Source organism: Psychromonas aquatilis (assembly GCF_038155185.1).
GTDB classification, from domain to species: domain Bacteria; phylum Pseudomonadota; class Gammaproteobacteria; order Enterobacterales; family Psychromonadaceae; genus Psychromonas; species Psychromonas aquatilis.
Map to the genome: position 1 here is coordinate 1 of NZ_JBAKAZ010000008.1, position 15870 is coordinate 15870.

Sequence of the window (15870 nt, forward strand, 5' to 3'; positions counted from 1 at the left end):
TCATTTTTTCTGCGCAAAATTTAGATCACTTATTTAATATAATTGGTATTAATATCGGTGAATAAAAAGTAAGATTTTCTCTAGCAGCTATCAATAGTATTTGTTAGCGAAGTTATTCCATTAAAAAAACTAGTCTAATTACTTTCCAGCAACAAAAAAGCGATGCTAAATAGCATCGCTTTTTATTAGTCTCACTTTACTTTCTAAATAGTATGTTTATTCAGGTAGCTCAGCTTCAACTTGTTTTGATTCTGCAGATAAATCAGGTTTAACCAGTAAGATCTCACGTAATTTTGCATCTAACTCAGCAGCTGCATCTGGGTTTTCTTGTAAAAACTTACAAGCATTTGTTTTACCCTGGCCAATCTTGCTGCCATTATATGCATACCAAGAGCCTGACTTTTCAACTAACTCTTGTTTAACACCTAAATCAATTAACTCGCCGTAGTTATTAATTCCTTCACCATATAAGATTTGGAATTCAGCTTGTTTAAATGGTGGTGATACTTTGTTTTTAACGACTTTAACACGTGTTTCATTACCAGTGATTTCATCGCCACTTTTAACTGAACCAATTCGACGAATATCTAAACGAACAGAAGCGTAAAACTTCAGTGCATTACCACCCGTTGTTGTTTCTGGGTTACCGAACATCACACCAATTTTCATACGAATTTGGTTAATGAAAATACACATTGTATTAGTTTGTTTAATATTACCAGTTAACTTACGTAAAGCCTGTGACATTAAACGCGCTTGCAGACCCATGTGTGAGTCGCCCATATCACCTTCAATTTCAGCTTTAGGTGTTAATGCAGCAACAGAGTCGACAATCACTACGCCCACTGCGCCAGAACGAACTAACATGTCACAAATCTCTAAAGCTTGTTCACCAGTATCAGGTTGAGAAATTAATAGGTCATCAACATTTACACCTAATTTTCTCGCATAACTTGGATCAAGTGCATGCTCGGCATCGATAAATGCACAGGTTTTACCTTGTTTTTGCGCTTCAGCAATAACTTGTAATGTTAATGTTGTTTTACCTGAGCTTTCTGGACCGTAAATTTCAACAACACGGCCATAAGGTAGACCACCTATGCCTAAAGCTACATCTAGCCCTAATGAACCTGTTGATACAGATTCTATTTCCATCATGGCTGCTGCACCGTCTCCAAGACGCATGATAGAACCTTTACCAAATTGTTTTTCAATTTGGCCTAATGCCGCCGCTAATGCTTTATCTTTATTTGCGTCTTGACTCATTTTATCTCCGGTATATTTATACTGTATATTCACTCAGTATAATGAACATTTACACAGTATCAAGTTTTTTGTATTAATATTTGTTTATTCTCAGCAATCACTCATGAATAGCTTTCAATAAGCAACTGTTCAAAGCTCGCCAGATCTAATGGTTTAGAGAAGTAAAACCCCTGATATACATCAATATTATAGGGTATTAATGCGTTAAACTGTTTCTCGGTTTCTACACCTTCAGAAACAATATTTAAATTAAAATTATTGCCTAAATCTACAATAGATTTCACCATCATTTTAGCCTGAGAATCATCGATAATGTCATTAACAAAAGACTTATCAATCTTAATTTCATCAATAGGTAAGGATTTTAAATAACTTAATGATGAATAACCTGTCCCAAAATCATCCAAAGAAAGGTACAAACCATAATTTTTCAAGATAAGCAGTTTTTTCACTGCATCATTCATATCTCGTAATAATACTGACTCAGTAATTTCCAAAATTAATTTACTGTGGTCAAGTTTATACTGCTCAATAATACCAATAATATTGTCAGTGAAGTCTTCTTGCCAAATTTGCTGAGCGCTTAAATTAACGGCTAAGGTTAAATGTTTGGTATTATTCTTACTTTGCCATGCTTTGAGTATAGTACAGGCTTGATGCAATACAAAGTTACCAACGGGTACAATTAAATTAATCTCCTCAGCAATACCAATCAGTTTTAATGGGGAAATAAAACCATATTCAGGGTGCTCCCAACGCACTAACGCTTCCGCACCAATCAGCGTTTTTTGTTGATTATATTTTCCTTGTAGATGAATACAAAAGTCACCATTCTCAAGAGAGTCTCGCATGGATTTTTGTAGTGAGCTAGTGCGATCTAATTCTTTTTGCATGTTCAAATCAAAAATAAGTGCATCATTCTTACCTCCATTTTTGACGTGGTATAGTGCTAAGTCAGCTAATTGAAGTAATCTATCTGGCGTTATGTCAGGTGATTTAAAAATAACTCCGCCAATACTTGTTGTAATTGAGTACTCTATATTGATGTCTTTAATTTCACTACTCAAATGAATTACCGCTGCGATTTTCTTTCTTATTTTTTCAGCAAATTTTTGTGCTTGTTTAGTAGCAATTTCAGGAGTTGAATCGAGATCAGTTAAGATAGCAACAAACTCGTCTCCTCCAAATCGTGCAACACTTCCATGCCCTTCAATTATATTTTTAAGACGGTTAGCCACTTGAATTAACAATCTGTCTCCCATGTGATGACCATAGGTATCATTAAGAAACTTAAATCGGTCTAAATCAAAAAACAGTACTGCGCCATATCGATCATTAGTATAACTATCTTCAATTGCAGCTTTTAAGTCTTTATCCAATAGAACACGATTAGGTAAATTGGTTAATGCATCATAATAAGCAAGCGACTCTACTTTTTGCTGGTTATACTTCTTCTCAGTAATATCATCTACGAGCCCAACAACCCAAAGCGCTTTACCATTCTCATCAAGCTCAGCAACTCTCCCTCTGTCCCAAACCCATATAACTTTCCCGTCAGGGCGTTTCATTCTAAATTCAATATTGTAGGGTTTATTTTCCTCAATGAGCTGAGTAATTGCATCATTCACAATGCTTTTATCTTCATCCAAGATACAACGTTGAAACTCTTCAAAAGATTCATCGCTTTTTTTTACCCCAGTAATCACGTTCCACCATTTGTTATGTAATACGGTATTATTCTTTGTATTCCACTCCCATAGCCCTTCTTGCGATACATCTAATGCGTCAACTAAACGTTTTTGGGCTCTATTTACGTACCCTTTTAAAATTGAAAGTTCAGTAATTTCATGTGCAAAAATAATAACATTATGCTTTTTTGCACTATTTAAAAAAGGAACTTTATATGACTGATAATGATGGGGTTTCCCTGTTTCAATATCGGTAAAAGTTTCATAGACAATCTCAGGTTGAGACTGTTTAATAACCTCTTTAACACTGTTTTTAAAATATTCAGACTCTTTCTTATTCCCGGTGAAATCTACGTCTTCTTTTCCTAGCATTTCTTCTGCTTTAGAACCATAAAGTGTCGCTAAGTACTGGTTACTAAAAATATACTTACCTTCATGATCTTTAATCATTATGGGTTGAGGAATCGCATCGAAGATATCTTTAATCACCGTATTTCTGTTATTTAAAAGGCTTAATAACCAATAACCAAAAAGGCCTAATGTAATAAAAGTGAAGATCAGAAAGAAAATAAAAAAATACAGGAATTCAATATCTTTTGTATGGCTGCATAGCACTACGCCTACTATCGATAAAACTATGGACACCACAAAAAACAACTTTAAGGGCCATACAGGGAGCTGTGAAGCAATTAAAGTATTTGAAAACACATTACGCATAAAATAGGTCCAATCATTTATCTTTTGCAACATTATATGAATACATAATAAGTATTAGCTTGGCAAATTTTAAAGATATAAGTTTAATGAAAAATAAAATGACTAAAGACAAAAGTCATTGGCGTTTTTTAAATTATTCAAGCTCTTTTAACAAACCTAATAATGTAGCTTTAATCGCGCGTAATCTAATTTTAGCTCGATCACCAGTGAATAAGAAAGTTTCACTTTTACATTTGTGTTGCCCATAATACCAAGCAATACAAACAGTGCCTACTGGCTTTTCTTGACTACCGCCATTAGGACCAGCAATCCCACTAATTGCAACCGATATATCTGCATTTGAGTTTTTGACTGCGCCAGTAGCCATCGCATTAACGACCTCTTTTGATACCGCACCAAATTCATTAATTAAATCAAGGTCTACATCTAGCATCTCATTTTTAGCATTATTGCTATAGGTAATAAAACTACGATCAAACCACTGTGAACTTCCAGAAATTTCTGTAATAGCGTATGCTACACCACCTCCGGTACAGGATTCAGCAGTGCATAAAACTAAGCCTGCTTGCGTTAGCTTTTGACCTAATACTTGCGCCAATTCTGTAACGGTTTTTTCAGGAAACATAATTTTCCGCCTTTTTTAGAAATAGTTATATTAAGTGTATTCATTATGAAGCCAACAGCGCAAGAATTAAAACAGCATACTCCAATGATGCAGCAGTTTTTAACCTTAAAAAGTGAAGTCCCTGACACCTTACTGTTTTACCGCATGGGTGACTTTTACGAATTATTTTTTGATGATGCTCGTAAAGCATCTCAATTATTGGGCATATCACTTACTCAACGAGGAAAAACAGGTGGTAATGCGATTCCCATGGCTGGTGTGCCATATCATAGTGTAGAAGGTTACCTTGCTAAGCTCATTAATTTAGGTGAGTCAGTTGCCATTTGTGAGCAAGTCGGTGACCCAGCAACCACTAAAGGCCCTGTTGAGCGTAAAATAGTACGTATTATCACGCCTGGTACAATTACTGATGAAGCCTTATTAGATGATAAACAAGATAACTTATTATGTAGTGTTTACCAATTAGGCGAGCAATTTGGTATTGCCTCTTTAGATATCGGTAGCGGTCGTTTCATTGTTAATGAGGTTGATAAAGCTGATGCACTGCAAGCTGAATTGCAACGCTTGAGCCCTGCTGAGCTTTTATATCCTGATAACTTTGAAAGCATGGAATTAATAGAGCACTTACCAACTATTCGCCGCCGCCCTGAATGGGAGTTTGAATTAGCAACCTGTAAAAATATCTTAACTCAACAATTAGGCACTAAAGACTTGATTGGCTTTGGTATTGAAAAAGCACATTTTGCTATTTGTGCTGCTGGTGCGTTATTACAATATTTAAAAGATACCCAACGTACTGCATTAAGCCATATTCAATCCATTACCTTAGAGCAAAATACAGATACGGTTATTTTAGATGCTGCAACTCGTCGTAATTTAGAACTTACATTTAACTTAGCTGGCGGCACTGATAACACACTAGCACAGGTGTTAGACACCACAGTAACGCCTATGGGAAGTCGTTTGTTAAAGCGTTGGATCCACCAGCCGATCCGCGATATTTCTATATTAAATTACCGTCAAACCATGATCCAAACACTCATGGAGTTTGATTTAACAACGGCTTTATCACTACCATTAAAGCAAATTGGTGATATTGAACGTGTTATTGCCCGACTCGCTCTACGCTCTGCTCGACCACGCGACTTAACACGCCTACGCTGTGCATTTTCACTATTGCCTGAACTACAAAATTTAATTGCTGAGCTACCTAATGATTTAGTTGCTACCTTAAGTAAAGAGATGGGGAACTACCCTGAGCTATTAGATCTACTAGAGCGCGCTGTAATTGATAATCCACCAGTTATTATTCGTGATGGTGGCGTTATTAAAGCGGGTTACAATGAAGAGCTTGACCATTGGCGAAACCTTTCCAAGGGGGCAACTGACTATTTAGAAGCATTAGAAAAACGTGAGCGTGAAAGCACTGGAATTAGTACTTTAAAAGTAGGCTATAACCGAGTACATGGATACTTTATTGAGATCAGTCGTAGCCAATCAGAAAATGTGCCTGAACATTATATTCGACGCCAAACATTAAAAGGCGCTGAACGTTATATTATTGCGGAATTAAAAGAGCATGAAGAGAAAGTGCTTTCTAGCCAAGGTAAAGCACTTGCTCTAGAGAAAAAGCTTTATGAGCAGCTTATTGATTTATTATTGCCACACCTAAAGAGCTTACAATTCACAGCAAAAGCATTGGCTGAACTAGATGTATTAAACACGTTAACAGAACGCGCACTCACTTTAAATTATGTACGCCCTATTTTACAACAAGACAGCGGTATACAAATACAAGAAGGTCGCCATCCCGTCGTTGAACAAGTGAGTAAAACACCGTTTATTGCGAATCCAGTAGACTTAAACTATCAACGTCGTATGTTAATTATTACCGGTCCGAATATGGGCGGTAAATCTACTTACATGCGCCAAGTCGCTTTAATGGTACTAATGGCACATATTGGTAGCTTCATTCCAGCAGAAAGTGCTGTGATCGGTCCTATTGATCGTATCTTTACACGAATTGGTGCTTCTGACGATCTAGCAAGTGGTCGCTCGACCTTTATGGTGGAAATGACTGAAACGGCAAATATTTTACATAATGCGACGCCACACTCGTTAGTATTAATGGATGAAATTGGTCGTGGTACAAGTACGTTTGATGGGCTTTCATTAGCTTGGGCTTGTGCAGAGCAACTAGCAGAAAAAATCCAAGCTTATACTCTATTCGCTACCCATTACTTTGAATTAACACAATTACCAGAGACCATACCTGAATTAGTTAATGTGCACTTAGATGCCGTAGAGCACGGAGATAGCATCGCCTTCCTACATTCTTTACAAGACGGCGCTGCGAATAAGAGTTATGGATTGCAAGTGGCAGCGCTAGCTGGGGTGCCTAAACCTGTACTCAATAGTGCAAAAGCTAAATTAGCACAATTAGAAGCATCTTCATTGCAAACCCAAAGCAACCTTGAAATGCAAAATGAACAACTAGATAAGGTAGAAAAACAGATAGATTTAGCGCTTCCAGAACCAGTTGCACACAAAGCAGTGACCTTATTGGAAAGCGTTGATCCAGATGATCTTAGTCCTAAACAAGCGCTAGCAATGCTTTACCAATTAAAAGAGCAACTATAAAAATGAATAAGCAGCAATATAACTGTCATAAAACTCTGTTTTAATATCGTTATTGAATCGCTGCCGCTAGTAGCTCTCAATCTGCATATTCTCATTATTAAAAAAGCGACTCAAAGAGTCGCTTTTTTATTTTTGGGCTTAACTTTAATGAGCGTATAGAAAGAAGTTATATTTTCTCTTCAATCTCACCCTTCAATTTTTTTAATTGATCTAAGACACTGTACTCTTCACCTTCAAAATCGATTGGTTGATTATTTAAAGCACAAACGGTTCCGACCACAGTCCCTTCTTTTTCAATGGGCAAACCTAGGTATGTTCCAAGACCAAATTCAGTTAAATCTTCATTATCTTTCCAATCCGCGTCTTGAGCCGCATCTTGAACTTCTAATACTTCATTGGTATTAACCACACGCTCACAATATAGCGCGTGCTTGCCATCGGAATGTGTACTTTTTTTGCCTTTATCACGAGCATGGTAAATCTCTTTCCCTTGCTCACCGCCACTTAAGACAACTTCCATTTCATTGTCATGTGACTTCATCACTAAAATAGAGCTTACACCGGATTTTTTGGCAATTTCATCAATCTTTTGTTGTGTCTGTTCATCGTCAAAAATATTATCAATCATCACCTTTACCTCAACATTAATTCGCCTGATTAGACAATAACAAACTGTTTATGACTGCGCTAATAGCTTTAACATATATATTAGTGTTTACAGCACTACTAAAATGAACGTTAAATTGGCGCTTATTCGGTTACAGATTGTTGGTGCCAATGTTTAACATTTGGTAACCACATTAAGATGATTAATAAAATACTGCCACCGCCAATCATCACAATACTGGCATTCGGTGCTAATAAATGCGTTTGCTGTAATAAGCCAGTCAGTAATGCCGCTCCACTCATTTGGATACAACCTAATAAAGCACTGGCAGTCCCCGCTCGCTCACCAAAGGCACTTAACGCCATAGATGTTGCAGGTCCCAGTAATAAAGCAAAGCCTACACATAAAAATAACATCGGTAACATAAATAATATGGCTGCTAATAATGAATTTTCTAATGTAAGTAACTGTACTAAAAATTGTAATAATGCAGATAAAACCATCAGCCATAATGCATAACTCACAGTAAGATGATTACCTATCTTCTTAATAACTTTGGGTGCTAAAAAACAAGCCGCAATGTTAATTAAGGCATTAAAGCCAAATAAATAACTAAAGGTTAATTCACTCAATTCTAAGTGTTTTATAATCCAGCTAGGTGCATAAGAGACATAAGTTAAAATGCTGGCCATACCAATCATGCAGGTTGATGCATAAAATACAAATTGGCTATTCGATAAAATAGGTTGGTAACGAGCCCAACGATATAATGCAGTGTGGTTATTAGCATGCTCAGGTCTTGTTTCAGGTAATTTAAAAGCCACGACAAACAACACCAGTATTGCCACTATCGCCATGAATAAAAAAGTAGATCGCCAGCCAAAATGTAAGGCAAGAAACCCACCTAATGTTGGTGCTAAAGCTGGTACAACACAAATAACCCCGTTTAAGTAACTATAATAATGAGCACTTTGTTGTGCATTGAAACGATCTCTCACAGCACTAAAAACAACAATAGAAGTCGCGCAGGCTGCAATACCTTGTAAAACTCGCGCTAATTGTAGGTACTCAAATTGCACCACGCTTACTGCAAATAAACTACTGGCAATATATAAACAGATACCAGCTAACGCAATCGGTCTCCGTCCGAATCGGTCAGCTAAAGGACCAATTAAAATTTGTCCAATACCCATTGAAAAAATAAATAAAACCAACGTTGATTGTACTTGTGTATCGGATACAGAAAACTCGCGCGCCATCTCTGGCATGGATGGTAGGTAGATATCAATGGCTAATGGACTTAACACCACCATCATCATTAAAATTGGTAAAAGCTTACGACTCATAACACTCTCTTTAAATAAAAGTTATAGATTAATAACACGCGCAGTTTAAATCAGCTATGATATGAACAGAAATGATATTAATTCAAATCTGAATTTCTCTACAGGAATATCTATGGATCTCGATAAACTCATACGTACTGATTTAAATTTACTGGTTATTTTGCAAGTATTATTAGAAGAAGAAAGTGTAACAAGAGCAGCTATTCGCTTAAACCTTAGTCAGTCAGCTTTAAGTAAAAGCTTATCTCGCTTGAGAGAAACCTTACAAGATCCACTATTTACGCGCACAGCACATGGCTTAAAACCCACGACTCATGCGCTGCAAGTAAAACAAAATTTAGCCACGTTATTACAAGGTCTATCGCAAATAAGCCAGCCTCCAAGCTTTGATCCTGCAACGAGTAATCGGCATTTTTCAATTAGCATGTTAGAAAGTGCATACGCGACATTATTACCCTCTTTTATTGCCCCTCTCTTTCAACAAGCGAGTAATCTACATTTAGACTTTCTTAACTGGGGAGATAATTCGCTACAAAATTTACAACAAGGAAAAGTAGACTTCGCTATCACTGGCATTGACTTTTATGATGATCAACGTTTAAACACACAAAATCTACCAACTGGTATTGCACACACCTTATTATTCCATGATCAACAAACGTGTTTAGTTAATCAAAACCATCCTGCATTAGCATTATTAGACCAAGGGCGATGGGATCTACAGAGTTATTTAGGATTTGATCATTTACAGGCATGTTGTGAAGGAAACAATCTATGGGCAATAGACTACTTTTTAGAAAAACAAAATAAACAGCGTAAGATTATTTGCACCTTACCTGACTTTTATGGCGCAGCAAGTGTGTGTGCACACAGTAACTTAATTTTTACCTTACCCTCATGCTTTGTAAATCATGCACAAAAGCTCTATCCCTTAGTGGAGGTCCCTTTACCTTTTAAATTTTATGAAATGGCTTATGCTTTATTATGGCATCAACGCAATACCGATGAGCCTGGTCATAAATGGGTAAGAGAAATGATTTGTGACAGTGTTGCTAATATCTATGCTAAACAAGAAGGATAAAAAAAGGCGCTAGAAGCGCCTTTTTAAAGAATGGATAAGATTAATATTTTACTTTTTCTATCCAGCCAAATTTATCTTCGCGTAAACCATATTGAATCCCTGTTAACTCATCATATAAGTTACGAGAAACTTCACCGGCTTTATTACCATTAATTTCATAATCGACATCTTTCCAGCACAGTTTACCGACTGGAGAGATAACAGCCGCAGTACCACAACCAAATGCTTCAGTTATTTTGCCACTCTTAATATCAGCTAGGATCTCTTCAATATCGAGTTGTTCTTCAGCAACTGTGTACCCTAATGTCGGTGCAAGTTGTAAAATAGAGTCACGTGTAATACCTGGTAAAATACTGCCGCTTAATTTAGGTGTCACAATATGATCACCGTAAACAAAACAGATATTCATCGCACCTACTTCTTCAATGTATTTACCATGGATTGCATCTAACCAAAGTACTTGAGAGTAACCTTTTGCCGCAACATCTTCAGACATGTATAAACTAGCAGAGTAATTACCACCTGTTTTAGCTTCGCCAACACCACCTACAACAGCACGGCGGTACTTGTCAGCAACATAAACAGAAACCGGCGCAAAACCGTCTTTAAAATAAGCGCCAGCAGGGCCAGTAATAATAAAGTGTAGGTATTGATCACTCGCGCCTAGGCCTAATTTTGCACCTGTCGCAATCATAGTCGGACGAATATATAATGATGTACCATCTTTTTCCGGTACCCATTTATTATCTATTTTTAACAGTTCCATCAATGCTTCAAGGTGAAACTCAACATCAACCTCTGGCATTACCATACGCGCAGCAGAACGGTTAAAACGTTTGAAATTTTCACGAGGACGGAATAAATTAATCTCGCCTTCTTTTGTTCTATATGCTTTTAACCCTTCAAAAATTTCTTGCCCATAATGTAATACCGACGCTGATGGGTTCAATTGCAGCATTTGATAAGGTTTTACTTCAGCGTTTGACCATTTTTGTTGCAAGTCATAAGTTTGAGTAAACATATGGTCGGCAAATACTTCACCGAAACTAAACTCTGCTGGACAAGCATTGCGCTCTGCAACTGCTAGCGGATTGATATCAATGGACATGTAACTACCTTCTTTATCTGAATACTTTTCGACAAGGTGTGTAAAATAATTGCATCTTTGTCGACCGGAAAGAGATTCTAAGAAATAATCAACGATACATCCAGATTTCTTTTATAAAAAAATCATATTATAGAGTTTATTTAAAATATCATTGTTATTGAAAAATCGAAATAATGTTTGTGTCAGTCTATTTTAAGCAGGTAATAATATAGTCCGCTAAGTAATTAATGCAAGACTGAATATGCTGTTGATGAGTAAATCCGCTTTTTATTCTTGGTTTTAAATCATGATCACCATCCTCTAACCAACAATATTGGAAATGACTAGGTAACGCGTACTGCTCAACCTCTTCTTTATTACCTAACTTATCACGCGTCCCTTGAATAATAGCAACAGGTTTCTCAATAAGTGGTAAATGCTCAGTACGTAATTTTTCAGGTTTTCCTTGCGGATGAAAAGGATAACCCAAGCAGGCAATTCCTTTTACATTAGATACAAGTTCAGGAGAGGTTTCACTTTCTAATAAAGTCGCCATTCTTCCTCCCATCGATTTCCCACCAATCACCATCGGCTGGTCAAGAGAAGTGACCACCTCTAAAAATTGTTTAATTAAAGCTGGCGCTCGCTCTGGTGGTCGGCGACTTCCTGTATCGACTCGTTGTTGCATATAAGCATAATTAAAACGAACAACACGTATGCCTTTGCCCACTAGCCCTTCCGTTACCTGCTGCATAAACTCCGAGTTTAAAGGCGCACCAGCCCCATGGGAAAAAACAAATAAAGGTCCTGACGCTGGGCCATCAAAAATAAGCTGCATATTGCTCTCTCATATCAAGGTGAATGATTACGATTATTTAAGTTGCATAATGGTATATTAAACCTGTTTAATATTCTGCTTAATAATTGAAAAGGAAAAGTTAATGCAATCTATAACAGCTAATAAACTGCAGAAATGTACCTTAGAGCAAGTACAATTATTACAAGACTTAGCGATTCAAACTTATCAAGAAACCTTTGCAGAATCTAATAGTGAAGCATTACTACAAAAGTATTACCAAGCATCATTGAACCTGCCATTACTCTCGTCGCAATTGCAAAATGATGAAAGTGAGTTTTATTTCATCTATTCAAGTGATAATGATAAACAGCAAAATATACCCGCTGGCTTTTTAAAGCTAAATATCGGTGCTGCACAGACAGACATTTTTGATCCTGACGCACTTGAGGTAGAAAAAATTTATATCCTCAATAGTGCAATAGGTAAAGGTTTAGGCAGAGAAATGATCGCTTTTGCAATTGAAAGAGCCAAGCAACAACAAAAGCAATATCTTTGGCTTGGTGTATGGGAACATAATTATTCAGCATTAGCATTTTATAAAAAAATGGGCTTTATACAGTTTAGCCAACACAACTTTGATATGGGTGGTGATATACAAATAGATCTTTTATTAAAAAGAGACTGTGAATTAAAAGCTTAACTAGGCAGGCTGTACTAGTAACTTGGTGCGAATAAAATCACTATGGTTAACATAAATAAGGTTAGCCACTTTACGAATCAATGCTTCTTCCATCTCATCAAGATAACCATCGGCATAAGCAACTCGCCACATTGCTTCAATTAAGGCAGTTCGACTTTGTGCATCTAACTCGACAAGTTGCGAAGTAAAATCGAAGACAGAATTGCTCTCTTTTGCTGCGTTCATGCCTATTTTTAATAACTCATTAGCGTTTGCTTTATCAATATTAACCAGCTTAGATAAACTTCTGACAATTGCACTTTCTTCTTCAGGTGTACACTTTTGATCAGCAAGTCCAACTTGACATAACAAACAAACCGTTGCAAATGTACTATCAAATGTCGGGCTATCATCGGCAATAAATTTATTTAGAAAATGTTTAATATTTGAAATCATCATATTATCCGTTGTCAAAAATTAAGCGCGTTATTAAAATATCATGGTAAACACACCGCTAACTTAATCGGCATTATCGATACGTGCTAATCGCGCTAACTCTTCTTCACGAGCGGCGTTAATTTCATCTAACACAGTATCAACATCGGCATTGATCTCTGAATCAACAAAATTACCCGTTAGTTTTGTTTTAGGTGTTAAGTTACCGCTTTCAAAAATAGCCCAAATTTCATCACCGTAGCGAGTCGTAGACAGGCTAGGTGCAAATTGAGCGTAATACTGTTTCATATTATTCACATCACGTAAAAACATTTTTTTAGCATTGTTGTTACCAGCGGCATCAACTGCTTGCGGTAAATCAATAATCACAGGCCCTTGCTCATCAACCAAAACATTAAACTCAGACAAATCTCCGTGAATAATCCCTAGGCTTAACATTTTCACAATGTAATCCATCATCTGGGCATGATCTTTTAATGCCTCTTGTTCCGACATGGATACATCATTTAGTCGCGGTGCCGCATACCCCTCTGCATCAGTAATAAGTTCCATAATCAGCACCCCGCCAAAACAACCATACGGGGTTGGCACGCGAATACCTGCGTCTGCAAACTTATATAAAGCATCAACCTCTGTACTCTGCCAAATTTCTTCTTGCTGTTCACGACCAAATTTTGAGCCCTTTTGCATTGCTCTTGCATTTCGGCCATTACGTACTTTACGCCCTTCATTGTATAAAACAGCATTTTTAAAACTACGCTTACTCGCTTCTTTATAAACTTTAGCACAGCGTACTTCACTACCACATTGTACAACATATACAGTGGCTTCTTTGCCACTCATTAATTGACGCAGTACATCATCAACAATACCATCATCAACTAACGGCTGGATTCTTTTAGGTATTTTCATTCAAACATTCTCATTAAATTAGTTGGCAGCTCATAGGATCGTTAATAATCTCTATCAATAGGCAAGTCGTCAGCAGAAAGTTCAACGTAAATACCGTTAATTCACTGTTTAGTAAACGATGGTTCTTAGCAACTAGGAGCAAAATATTTTCTATATTGTGTATTCTTTAAAACATCATGTTATGAATGTATAGCCCTATAAAATGCTATTAAAATCCAATTGATATCAAAAAATATATTACATTACTGGTTTATATACACAAATTAACAGCAGTGATTTACCCATCAAAATAACAATTATATGAAAGCACTTTGATTGTATTCACTGCCTCTAACCATATCGTTTATTGTGGTTTAGATTTGAAAAGCACATTAATTAATGCACCTAAAATAATTAACCCACCACCTATTAAAGTCCATACTGAAGGGACTTCATTAAATACCCAGATCCCCAGTAAAGCTGAAAAAACGACTTGTACATATGAAAAGGCACTTACCTTTGCAGCGACTTCCGTCTGCATCGCTTTGGTTAATCCCACCTGGCCAATTTGCGTAAAGATACCTACAAATAACATTAAAATGAGCGCTTCAACATTCGGCATAACAAAGTCATTACCTAATAATAAAAGAGATAAGGGTAAGGCAACTAAAGGGAAATAGAAGATGATAACTGAGCTATCTTCACACTTACTTAGGCGTTTAACGATAACGTAAGCAGTACCGCTACCTAAGGCACCTAATAAGGCAACAAAGACACTAAACCAAGGTAATACGACGCCATCATGTAATGATAAATTAGGCTTTACCATCGCTAAAAGGCCTAATAAACATAATAGAATACAAACTAAAGTTGAACGTTGAATTCTTTCTTTCAGAAAAATAAACGCCAATATTGCAGTAAAAACAGGATAAAAATATTGTAATAATGTTGCTTCAGCCAAGGGCATAGTGGTTACTGCGTAGTAAACACAAATCAAAGCAAGCGTGCCGACTGTACCACGGGCAATTAATAACTTTTTATTATTCCCCCATACTGGTATTTTTTTACGTTTAATATCTGCATAACTAATCGCTAATGACACAAGCGCACGTGCAGCGACGATCTCAAAAACAGGAATATTGTAAGTGCTAACTAACTTCACACATGCTGTCATAAGAGAAAAAGCAAGTGCAGACATCAACATAAAACGTAAACTAATAGGTATAGATAAAAAAGCTTTTTGAAACATAATGGTAGACTTTATTAAAAATTAAAAGAAGCCTAGTTTATCGTACTCTTTACTGCTATCGCTATTTATTTAATGTTTAATTACTGGTCTTTAATAACCGGTGTTAATCGACTTAAAAAATCAGTTAATGATTCAGCTAAAATAGCTTCTTGTTTTTTACCTAATGTTTCTAGCTGCACTTGACCCGTTTCATTTAAAATAGAAATGATTTGCATCTCATCGCTACAACTCGCAATAAACATTGAAGCCGGTTTTTTCAGGCGTTTTTGCATCATAAAGTGTGCAATCATATTTTCTTGGAAAAGCGAAAAGTCCTGCTCGTTCCAAATTTGAATTAACTCAATAGGATGCCCTTCATACTCACAGGCAATATGATCACTATAAAAACCACAAAAGAGCGCTTCAATACTAGGATGTAACGTCACCTCCAATGCACTTTCAATATTGCTAAAGTCTACTTTTTCTTGTCGAGGAACAGGTTGCCAATTAATCATACCATCACATGCTTCACCCACTTGACAAGGAGAAAGCCACTCATTATCAAACTCGGTTTCAGGTAAAGTATTAAACGTGGTTTCCCATAATGCTTGATGGCGCTGATATAACGCACTGAGTTGTTCTTGGATTTGTGTATTCATAGTTCGAATAATTCTTCTTTTTAGTTACAATACAGACCATTGTAATGATTCAAGCTGTTATGTCTTGTATTTATGATTAACCATACCTATAAAAAGAGAAC

14 protein-coding genes are annotated in these 15870 nt (G+C 36.6%); 3 read left to right on the forward strand and 11 right to left on the reverse strand.

The window, feature by feature from the left end; genetic code table 11:
• Positions 1-216 precede the first annotated feature (216 nt).
• The 3 genes from recA to V6256_RS03360 form a co-directional block, all read right to left on the reverse strand.
• Positions 217-1266, reverse strand: a complete 1050-nt coding sequence (gene recA / locus V6256_RS03350; protein ID WP_341596644.1) for a recombinase RecA — start codon at positions 1264-1266, stop codon at positions 217-219.
• Positions 1267-1367: 101 nt separating this feature from the next.
• The gene (locus V6256_RS03355) at positions 1368-3443 is read right to left on the reverse strand and encodes a sensor domain-containing protein (protein ID WP_341596645.1); all 2076 of its coding nucleotides are present in this window, start codon (positions 3441-3443) and stop codon (positions 1368-1370) included.
• A gap of 361 nt (positions 3444-3804) precedes the next feature.
• Complete coding sequence (locus V6256_RS03360; protein WP_341596646.1) at positions 3805-4296, reverse strand: CinA family protein; 492 nt, start codon at positions 4294-4296, stop codon at positions 3805-3807.
• Between the two features lie 45 nt (positions 4297-4341).
• On the opposite strand from V6256_RS03360, the gene mutS reads away from it, so the two are divergent.
• Positions 4342-6936 (forward strand): DNA mismatch repair protein MutS, encoded by a 2595-nt coding sequence (gene mutS / locus V6256_RS03365; protein WP_341596647.1) that lies wholly within the window; start codon positions 4342-4344, stop codon positions 6934-6936.
• Between the two features lie 166 nt (positions 6937-7102).
• Here mutS and V6256_RS03370 read toward each other — a convergent pair whose 3' ends face one another.
• Together V6256_RS03370 and V6256_RS03375 are read right to left on the reverse strand one after the other, a co-directional pair.
• Positions 7103-7564, reverse strand: coding sequence for a GAF domain-containing protein (locus V6256_RS03370; protein WP_341596648.1), 462 nt, complete (start codon positions 7562-7564; stop codon positions 7103-7105).
• A gap of 122 nt (positions 7565-7686) precedes the next feature.
• The gene (locus tag V6256_RS03375; RefSeq protein ID WP_341596649.1) at positions 7687-8889 is read right to left on the reverse strand and encodes a multidrug effflux MFS transporter; all 1203 of its coding nucleotides are present in this window, start codon (positions 8887-8889) and stop codon (positions 7687-7689) included.
• Between the two features lie 112 nt (positions 8890-9001).
• Between V6256_RS03375 and V6256_RS03380 the strand changes: the two genes are divergently transcribed.
• Complete coding sequence (locus V6256_RS03380) at positions 9002-9970, forward strand: LysR substrate-binding domain-containing protein (protein ID WP_341596650.1); 969 nt, start codon at positions 9002-9004, stop codon at positions 9968-9970.
• Between the two features lie 40 nt (positions 9971-10010).
• Here V6256_RS03380 and V6256_RS03385 read toward each other — a convergent pair whose 3' ends face one another.
• The gene (locus tag V6256_RS03385; RefSeq protein ID WP_341596651.1) at positions 10011-11078 is read right to left on the reverse strand and encodes a branched-chain amino acid aminotransferase; all 1068 of its coding nucleotides are present in this window, start codon (positions 11076-11078) and stop codon (positions 10011-10013) included.
• Positions 11079-11265: 187 nt separating this feature from the next.
• A complete protein-coding gene (locus V6256_RS03390; protein ID WP_341596652.1) occupies positions 11266-11895 on the reverse strand; it encodes an alpha/beta family hydrolase in 630 nt (209 codons plus the stop codon).
• A gap of 103 nt (positions 11896-11998) precedes the next feature.
• Here V6256_RS03390 and V6256_RS03395 point away from each other — a divergent pair, with 103 nt between their 5' ends.
• Positions 11999-12556 carry a GNAT family N-acetyltransferase gene (locus V6256_RS03395; protein WP_341596653.1) on the forward strand — a complete coding sequence of 186 codons (558 nt, stop codon included), beginning with the start codon at positions 11999-12001 and terminating at the stop codon, positions 12554-12556.
• Here the strand turns inward: V6256_RS03395 and V6256_RS03400 are convergent, their stop codons facing one another.
• The 4 genes from V6256_RS03400 to syd all read right to left on the reverse strand — a co-directional run bounded on the left by V6256_RS03400 (position 12557) and on the right by syd (position 15769).
• Positions 12557-12994, reverse strand: a complete 438-nt coding sequence (locus tag V6256_RS03400) for a tellurite resistance TerB family protein (protein ID WP_341596654.1) — start codon at positions 12992-12994, stop codon at positions 12557-12559.
• A 60-nt stretch (positions 12995-13054) separates the two neighbouring features.
• Positions 13055-13903, reverse strand: coding sequence for a PA4780 family RIO1-like protein kinase (locus V6256_RS03405; RefSeq protein ID WP_341596655.1), 849 nt, complete (start codon positions 13901-13903; stop codon positions 13055-13057).
• A 343-nt stretch (positions 13904-14246) separates the two neighbouring features.
• Positions 14247-15131 carry a DMT family transporter gene (locus tag V6256_RS03410; RefSeq protein ID WP_341596656.1) on the reverse strand — a complete coding sequence of 295 codons (885 nt, stop codon included), beginning with the start codon at positions 15129-15131 and terminating at the stop codon, positions 14247-14249.
• Between the two features lie 80 nt (positions 15132-15211).
• Positions 15212-15769, reverse strand: coding sequence for a SecY-interacting protein (gene syd / locus V6256_RS03415; RefSeq protein ID WP_341596657.1), 558 nt, complete (start codon positions 15767-15769; stop codon positions 15212-15214).
• Positions 15770-15870 lie beyond the last annotated feature (101 nt).

What these genes read in the sequence shown, in the direction of transcription:
- recA (WP_341596644.1), bottom strand. Translation starts at nt 1,266, where the DNA reads ATGAGTCAAGACGCAAATAAAGATAAAGCATTAGCGGCGGCATTAGGC.
- V6256_RS03380 (WP_341596650.1), top strand. Translation starts at nt 9,002, where the DNA reads ATGGATCTCGATAAACTCATACGTACTGATTTAAATTTACTGGTTATT.
- V6256_RS03410 (WP_341596656.1), bottom strand. Translation starts at nt 15,131, where the DNA reads ATGTTTCAAAAAGCTTTTTTATCTATACCTATTAGTTTACGTTTTATG.
- V6256_RS03390 (WP_341596652.1), bottom strand. Translation starts at nt 11,895, where the DNA reads ATGCAGCTTATTTTTGATGGCCCAGCGTCAGGACCTTTATTTGTTTTT.
- V6256_RS03360 (WP_341596646.1), bottom strand. Translation starts at nt 4,296, where the DNA reads ATGTTTCCTGAAAAAACCGTTACAGAATTGGCGCAAGTATTAGGTCAA.
- V6256_RS03375 (WP_341596649.1), bottom strand. Translation starts at nt 8,889, where the DNA reads ATGAGTCGTAAGCTTTTACCAATTTTAATGATGATGGTGGTGTTAAGT.
- V6256_RS03400 (WP_341596654.1), bottom strand. Translation starts at nt 12,994, where the DNA reads ATGATGATTTCAAATATTAAACATTTTCTAAATAAATTTATTGCCGAT.
- V6256_RS03405 (WP_341596655.1), bottom strand. Translation starts at nt 13,903, where the DNA reads ATGAAAATACCTAAAAGAATCCAGCCGTTAGTTGATGATGGTATTGTT.
- V6256_RS03370 (WP_341596648.1), bottom strand. Translation starts at nt 7,564, where the DNA reads ATGATTGATAATATTTTTGACGATGAACAGACACAACAAAAGATTGAT.
- V6256_RS03395 (WP_341596653.1), top strand. Translation starts at nt 11,999, where the DNA reads ATGCAATCTATAACAGCTAATAAACTGCAGAAATGTACCTTAGAGCAA.
- syd (WP_341596657.1), bottom strand. Translation starts at nt 15,769, where the DNA reads ATGAATACACAAATCCAAGAACAACTCAGTGCGTTATATCAGCGCCAT.
- V6256_RS03385 (WP_341596651.1), bottom strand. Translation starts at nt 11,078, where the DNA reads ATGTCCATTGATATCAATCCGCTAGCAGTTGCAGAGCGCAATGCTTGT.
- mutS (WP_341596647.1), top strand. Translation starts at nt 4,342, where the DNA reads ATGAAGCCAACAGCGCAAGAATTAAAACAGCATACTCCAATGATGCAG.